At 68.7% G+C, this 6,410-nt stretch carries 5 protein-coding genes; 3 read left to right on the top strand and 2 right to left on the bottom strand.

Annotated elements, in window-relative coordinates; translation table 11 throughout:
* Positions 1 to 650: 650 nt before the first annotated feature.
* Positions 651 to 983, bottom strand: a complete 333-nt coding sequence (locus tag ACPXB1_RS30485) for a hypothetical protein (protein ID WP_355631845.1) — start codon at positions 981 to 983, stop codon at positions 651 to 653.
* A gap of 154 nt (positions 984 to 1,137) precedes the next feature.
* On the opposite strand from ACPXB1_RS30485, the gene ACPXB1_RS30480 reads away from it, so the two are divergent.
* From ACPXB1_RS30480 to ACPXB1_RS30470, 3 genes are all read left to right on the top strand, one after another.
* Positions 1,138 to 1,443, top strand: a complete 306-nt coding sequence (locus tag ACPXB1_RS30480; protein WP_355631842.1) for an ATP-binding protein — start codon at positions 1,138 to 1,140, stop codon at positions 1,441 to 1,443.
* Positions 1,444 to 1,692: 249 nt separating this feature from the next.
* Positions 1,693 to 2,376: a response regulator transcription factor gene (locus ACPXB1_RS30475; protein WP_355631839.1), complete on the top strand. Its 684-nt coding sequence runs from the start codon at positions 1,693 to 1,695 to the stop codon at positions 2,374 to 2,376.
* Complete coding sequence (locus ACPXB1_RS30470) at positions 2,373 to 3,809, top strand: HAMP domain-containing sensor histidine kinase (RefSeq protein WP_355631836.1); 1,437 nt, start codon at positions 2,373 to 2,375, stop codon at positions 3,807 to 3,809. Before ACPXB1_RS30475 ends, ACPXB1_RS30470 begins: the two co-directional genes overlap by 4 nt.
* A gap of 56 nt (positions 3,810 to 3,865) precedes the next feature.
* On the opposite strand, the gene ACPXB1_RS30465 is transcribed toward ACPXB1_RS30470, so the two are convergent.
* Entirely contained in the window at positions 3,866 to 6,013 is a 2,148-nt protein-coding gene (locus ACPXB1_RS30465) for an MMPL family transporter (protein ID WP_425736155.1), read from the bottom strand.
* Positions 6,014 to 6,410 lie beyond the last annotated feature (397 nt).

Below are 6,410 nucleotides of genomic sequence, written 5' to 3'. Positions count from 1 at the left end.
AGGGCCACCAAGTCGATCTGCACCACGGCAGCGTACGCAGGTCCGTCGTGCTCGCCGCCCGTGCTCCGACAGCGGCAAATCCGGACGGCCGATCTGGCGGGCCATATGGCAGGCAGGCACCGGCGGTGGCTCGACAGCGTGGCGTTCTGGATCAGCTGATCGGGTGACCGAAGGAGATGTCGGCTATTTCATGCGACGGACACCCTGCGGCGCCAGGAAGGAGGCATGACCAATGACGTGACCGGTCCCCTTCTGCCCGGGCGCATCCATTGACGATATCGAGACTCCTACGCAGTTCTCGGTTCCGTACCGCGCGACCGGGAAACGCGAGGCCAAAGCGCGTGGGGGTGCAGCTGGAAGACCTGCATCTATTATTCTTCGAGATCGCCGGACTGGCTCGCAAAGTCCTATGGCTCCCGTCTCGTCCTCACGCAGACATCTAGTGCGGAGTGCGCCGACATTTGCCGGGCCCGCGCGGCCGTCAGCCCAGCGCCGACGGCGCCAACCCGGCCGACATTGTTGGACACGGCACTAGCCTACGACAGGTACCGAGACACCCGCAGTTTCCGGGGGTGGCTTAACCGTCCAGCCAAACAGTCGAGCCAACGCCTGCGACACCAGACCGCTGGCGACGAACCCGCGCAGTCGCACTAGCCCATGATCAGTAACGTAACCCACACAAGGACAGTTAAGGACGGAAGCATGTATGCGAGAAGTGCCGTGGTAGACAACGGACTCCTTGGACGGTCACCTTGAGTAGCGGCATATTCGCTCAGGTAGTGCCGTGCCCGCCGGTCCACGTGCTGGAGATAGCGGCGGTGGCGGTGGCCAACATAGAGCCAGACGATCGCAAGCAGTACCCCGAAGACGGCCACTGCGTGCCCAGAGAGTGATGCAATAGGCATCTGCACCACCAGCGCCGAGTAAGCCACAATCAACATCGATTGCGCCACGATGAAGAAGTTGCCTCGCTGCATCAACATGTTGTCCTCATGCAAAAGGTGACTCCATACCCTTGAAGCTGCCTCGTTCGGAAGCGGCTCAGGGGACCGCCCTTCCGGGTCCATACGACTCTCCTACGGCATGGTTGACGTCGAGCTAACAGCCCCTGGGCGGGCTCATTGGCGTCTCTCAATTATGCATTGGCCGCGCAAGCGGATCTGCATCGGCGACCCGGACGCCCTGCGGCGAGCGGCCGGCAACCTGCTCTCCAACGCGGTACGCCTCTCCCCCGCAGGTGGGGCGATCGCCGTCTCAACCGGCCGGGCCGGAGGCTGGCTGTGGCTCGCCGTCACCGACCAAGGACCGGGCATCGCCGAGACCGACAAGAGCCGGGTGTTCGACCGATTCTGGCGCGGAACCGCCGCCCGCGGCGCTGCCAACGACCGACGGGCTGATGGCCCACGTGGGATACGCCTTATCGGCGCCATCCCGCCCAGCTGAAGATCAGCCCACCTTGACGGGTCCCGGGCCAGGCGTTCGGGACCCTGTTTACGCACGAGCCCTCTCAGCCGGACGCGCCTTCGCAACCCGACGTGGTGCGCGCTCATGCCGAGAACGGTGCACCTGATCATGGCAATGGGATGCTGCGGTCCACCGTGCGCCCAGACCTTTTAATCCTGGCCTCAGGTTGATCGGGGACAATGAGCGGCAAAAGCATCGATTGGAAGGGGGCGCGTCGGCGTGCGAATCATGATCGCGGATGATGACGCGGCCATCCGTGAGTCGCTGGAGCGGGTTCTCCAGGTCGAGGGTTACGACACCAGCACCGTCGCCAACGGTCTCGCCGTGCTCGACGGGGTCGGTGGGGCCGGCGGTGACACGCTGGATCTGCTGATCCTCGACGTGATGATGCCCCGCCTTGGCGGGTTGGAGACCTGCCGGCGGTTGCGGGCGGCGGGTCGGGATCTGCCGGTGCTGATGCTGACCGCTCGTGACCAGGTCTCGGACCGGGTCGCAGGGCTGGACGCGGGCGCCGACGACTACCTGCCCAAGCCGTTCGCCACCGAGGAGTTGCTGGCCCGGGTGCGGGCCTTGCTGCGCCGGCGCACGCCGGGCGACGGGGAGTCGCAGGTCCTGTCGTTCGCCGACGTCCGGCTCGATCCCGACAGGTTCGAGGCGTGGCGGGGCGGGCGGCAGCTACGCCTGACCCGGACCGAGTTCTCGCTCCTGGAGGTCCTCGTGCGTAACGCGACCCGGGTGTTGACCCGCGACGCGCTGTTCGAGGCGATCTGGGGTTTCGACATGAGCGCCACCGCCAACAACCTCCAGGTGTATGTGAGCTACCTGCGCCGCAAGATGGAGGCCGAGGGTGAGCCGCGATTGATCTACACGCTGCGCGGCCTGGGATACACGTTGCGGGAGAGTCCTTTGTGAGCAGGCCCGCCGGCCGGGAACCGCGCCGGCTGACCCGATGGTGGCGCCGGCGGTCACTGCGGACCAGGCTGACGGTGATCGCGGCGACGGCCATCGCGGTCAGCGTGTTCATGGCCTTCCAGGTGGCCAGCGAGCTGCTGGACTGGGAGCTGCGGGACACCGCCGAGGATCAGCTACGCGCCGACTCCCGCGTCCTGGCGACGGACGCGGAGCGCGCCGGTCTGGCGCAGGTCCAGCTACCGCCGTACCCCGGATCGGGTCGACTGGTGCGGGTCATCCTGCCCGACGGCTCGACCCGGACACCGGCCGGCCAGCCTGCGTTGCCCCCGGTCAGCGAGCACGCCGGGCGCGTGGCGCAGGGCGCGTCGGCCGACCTGATGGAGTCGAATGACATCGACGAGGACGGCTACCTCATCTACACGCTGCGGGCGGGCGACGGCGCGGTCCAGGTGGCCCGCGTCGCCAACGACAGCCCGATCAACCGGTTCGGGTTCGGCATGCTGCTGATCGGGCTGCTCTGCGTGGTCGGCGGCACCCTTGTCGGGCGGACCGTGGCGCGGGCCGGGCTGGCACCGATCGACCGGCTGACCGCCGCCGCGGTACGCGTCGCGCACACTCAGGATCTCGACGCCGACATCCCGGATGAAGGCGGCGGGGAGATCCGGCGGCTGATCCAGTCGATCAACGACATGCTCGCTGCGCTCCGGGACTCCCGGCGGGCCCAGCGGTTGCTCGCCGAAGACGCCGCCCACGAGCTCAAGACCCCGCTCACCAGCCTGCGCCTCAACGTCGAACTGCTGATCCGCCTCGATCGGCGCGGCACCCTGGACAGCGCGCTGCCGGCCGAGAGCCGGACCCGGCTGCTCAATGACCTCGGCGCCCAGGTAGCCGAGTTGAGCACCCTCGCCGCCGAACTGACCGACCTGGCGCGCGGCGACGTCACCGACGAGCGCACCGACCTCCTCGACCTCGCCGACGTGGTGGTGGCCGCCGCGACCCGGGCGCGTTCCCGCGTGCCCGACATCGAGGTCGCGCTCGACGTCACCTCCGTGTGGGTGAGCGGGCGTCCCGCTGCACTCCAACGGGCGGTGCTCAACCTCGTCGACAACGCCGGCAAGTGGTCCCCCGCGGACCAGCCGGTCCAGGTCCGGCTCCGTGCCGAGGGCGCGTCGGCGGTGCTCGAGGTCGACGACGCCGGGCCGGGCATCGACGCCGCCGACGTACCGCGGGTGTTCGACCGGTTCTACCGTGCCGACAGCGCCCGCGCGTTGCCAGGATCCGGTCTGGGGCTGTCGATCGTTCAGCGGGTCGTCGACGCCCATGGCGGCCGGGCCACCGTCGCCCGCTCCGCGCGCGGTGGCGCGCTGCTTCGAGTCGACCTTCCGGCCGCGGCCCCGCCCGGTCGAATCACGCGGCCCACAGCCGGGTCATGAAAAGGATCCGGGACGGGCCTGAGGCTCCGTCCCGGATCTCGCCCGTGCCGCCGCGCTCACCGTTGTAGCGAGGGCTCCTCGTCGTCGTCGAGCGACTGTCGCCCGTCCGGCGGCTCCACCGGTTGGGACAGCCGGCTCGGCCACCACATCCGCCGGCCGATCAGCAGGGTGAGGGCGGGCACCAGGACCGATCGCACCAGCAGGGCGTCGAGCAGCACGCCGAAGGCGACCAGGAACCCGACCTCGATCAGCATCACCAGCGGAAGTGAGACGAGGACCGCGAACGTGGCCGCCAGGACCAGGCCTGCCGAGGTGATGACGCCACCGGTGGCGGAGAGGGCTTTGAGCATGCCCTCTCTGGTGCCGAGACGCACGGCCTCCTCCCGGGCACGGCTGGCCAGGAAGATGTTGTAGTCGACGCCGAGCGCCACCAGGAACAGGAATGCCAGCAGCGGCACCGAATAGTCGATGCCCTTGAACCCGAGGATCGTGTCGAAGACGAACACGCTGCCGCCGAAGGCTGCGGCGAATGAGACGACCACTGTGGCCATCAGGACCAACGGGGCCACGACCGCGCGCAGCAGCAGCCCGAGCACGATCAGGACGACGGCGAGCACCAGCGGGATCACCAACTTCTCGTCGCGGCTGGTGGTCACCTCGGTGTCGAGGTTCTCCGCACTCGGCCCGCCGACGATCGCCTCCGCCCCGCTCACCGCGTGCACGGCGGTGCGCACGCGCTTGATCGTGTCGTACTCTGCGACGGTGTCCGGCGCGTCCGTCGGGAACACGGAGATGTCGGCCCAGCCACCCTTGGTCTGACCCGGGATGGCCGTGGCCACACCTCGGGTGCCCTTGACGATGTCGAGCACCCGCTCCTGGTACGCCGGCCGCGTGAAGATCGTCATCGGCTGGCCGCCGAGCTCCGGGAAGTGCTGGCGGAGAACGGTGAAGCCGGTGACCGACTCCGGCGCGGACAGGAACTGGTCCTGTTCCCGCAAGGCGCCGGTATTGCCCGCCAGCCCGAGGGCGAGCACGCCGAGGACTCCGAGCGAGCCGAGCGTCGCCACCCACCGGCGGCGGCTGATGGCGGTGCCAAGCCGTCCCCACAGCCCCGGCCTCTGCTCCACGGTCGTGCTGAACCGCGGGATGGCCGGCCAGAAGATCCGCCTGCCGAGCACCACGAGCACCGCCGGGAACAGCGTCAGCATGGCCACCAGCGCGCACAGAATGCCGGCCGCACCGATCGGGCCCAACCCGCTGGTGCTGTTCAGGTCCGCGACGAGCAGGCAGAGCAGGCCGGCGACCACGGTGGCCGCGGACGCGACGATCGCCGGCGCCGCGCCGCGCAACGCGTGGACCATCGCAACCCGGACGTTCTCGTGGTGGTGCAGTGCCTCCCGATATCGAGCGATGAGCAACAGCGCGTAGTCCGTGCCGACGCCGAATACCAGGATCGTCAGCAGCGCCGAGTTCTGGTCGTTGACCACGATGCCGAAGCCTTTGACGAGCAGGTAGACGGTGGCCATCGCGGTCAGTGCGGCCGCGCTTACGACCACCAGCGGGATGAACCACAACACGGGGCTGCGGTAGGTGAGGATGAGTAGGAGCGTGACGACGACGACGGTGGTGAGGAAGACCTGCAGGTCGATGCCGTCGAAGACGGCGTCCATGTCGCCGTCGACCGCAGCCGGGCCGGTCACGTCGAGTTCCAGGCCGGCGGGGCGGTCCTTCGCGGCGTCACGCAACGGCCCGACGATGGCCTCCGGTGCGCCGTAGGTCGTGCTCACGTCGAGGGTGAACATCATCGCCTTGCCGTCGGTGGAGAGTCTCGTCGATGGGCCCTCGTCGTCCTCGCCGGCCGGGGCCGCCACCTTCGGCGGGTACCGCTTGGCAAGGGTGTTGTAGTGGCGCTCGGCCGTCGCGCGGTCGGCGTCTGTCATGCCGCCGGCGCGGTGGTACACGAACACGAACGTGTTGTCCTCACCGCCGGGGAGACTGCCCTCCAGCACCGCCACCTTGGTGGATTCGGCACCGGCCGGCAGGGTGTCCACGGCTCTGTCGGTAGTGACCGAGCTCAGCTTTCCGCTCAACGGCACCATCACCGCCGCCAGCGCCACCCACAGGCCAATCACCAACCACGGCACCCACCGGCCTGCCAACCGACCGGCCGGCGCTTCCTTGGACGGCGCTGCGTTGACTGCCATCTCTAGCCTCCTACAAGACGGTCCATCGCTTATCTGATGCCGACTTCGTACCGAGCGAATCTGAGACGACTGTTAAAACGGCGCTCAGGCCGGTTGGCCGAGCCAGGTGCCCGAGCGCACGCACCACCGTGGCGGCGTCGAGGTCCTGCCCGGTAGGCAAGGCCCAGGCGACACAGCCGTCGGGCCCGGATGAGCAACGCGTCGACGGCCACCGGGTCCGTGCGGGCAGGGACGGTGTTGATCCGTCCGGTCCACGCGGCCGCGGCGGTGTCGATCCAGGGGGTCCGGGACGACATCGTGGTGATCGTGACGTCGGTGCCGCTAGTGCCGTGACCACGAACGTTGACGGTGTTGGGGTCAGGCTGCTCGGGTGGTGGGTTGGCCCCAGTGTCGTTGT

Source organism: Micromonospora sp. DT68 (assembly GCF_049847245.1).
GTDB classification, from domain to species: Bacteria; Actinomycetota; Actinomycetes; order Mycobacteriales; family Micromonosporaceae; genus Micromonospora; species Micromonospora profundi.
The sequence above is the reverse complement of the archived record's forward strand: the minus strand, read 5'-3'. Positions and strand labels throughout refer to the sequence as shown.

Excerpts from the sequence above, each read along its gene's own strand:
- ACPXB1_RS30485 (WP_355631845.1), bottom strand. The coding sequence starts at position 983 with ATGTTGATGCAGCGAGGCAACTTCTTCATCGTGGCGCAATCGATGTTG.
- ACPXB1_RS30480 (WP_355631842.1), top strand. The coding sequence starts at position 1,138 with ATGCATTGGCCGCGCAAGCGGATCTGCATCGGCGACCCGGACGCCCTG.
- ACPXB1_RS30475 (WP_355631839.1), top strand. The coding sequence starts at position 1,693 with ATGATCGCGGATGATGACGCGGCCATCCGTGAGTCGCTGGAGCGGGTT.
- ACPXB1_RS30465 (WP_425736155.1), bottom strand. The coding sequence starts at position 6,013 with ATGGCAGTCAACGCAGCGCCGTCCAAGGAAGCGCCGGCCGGTCGGTTG.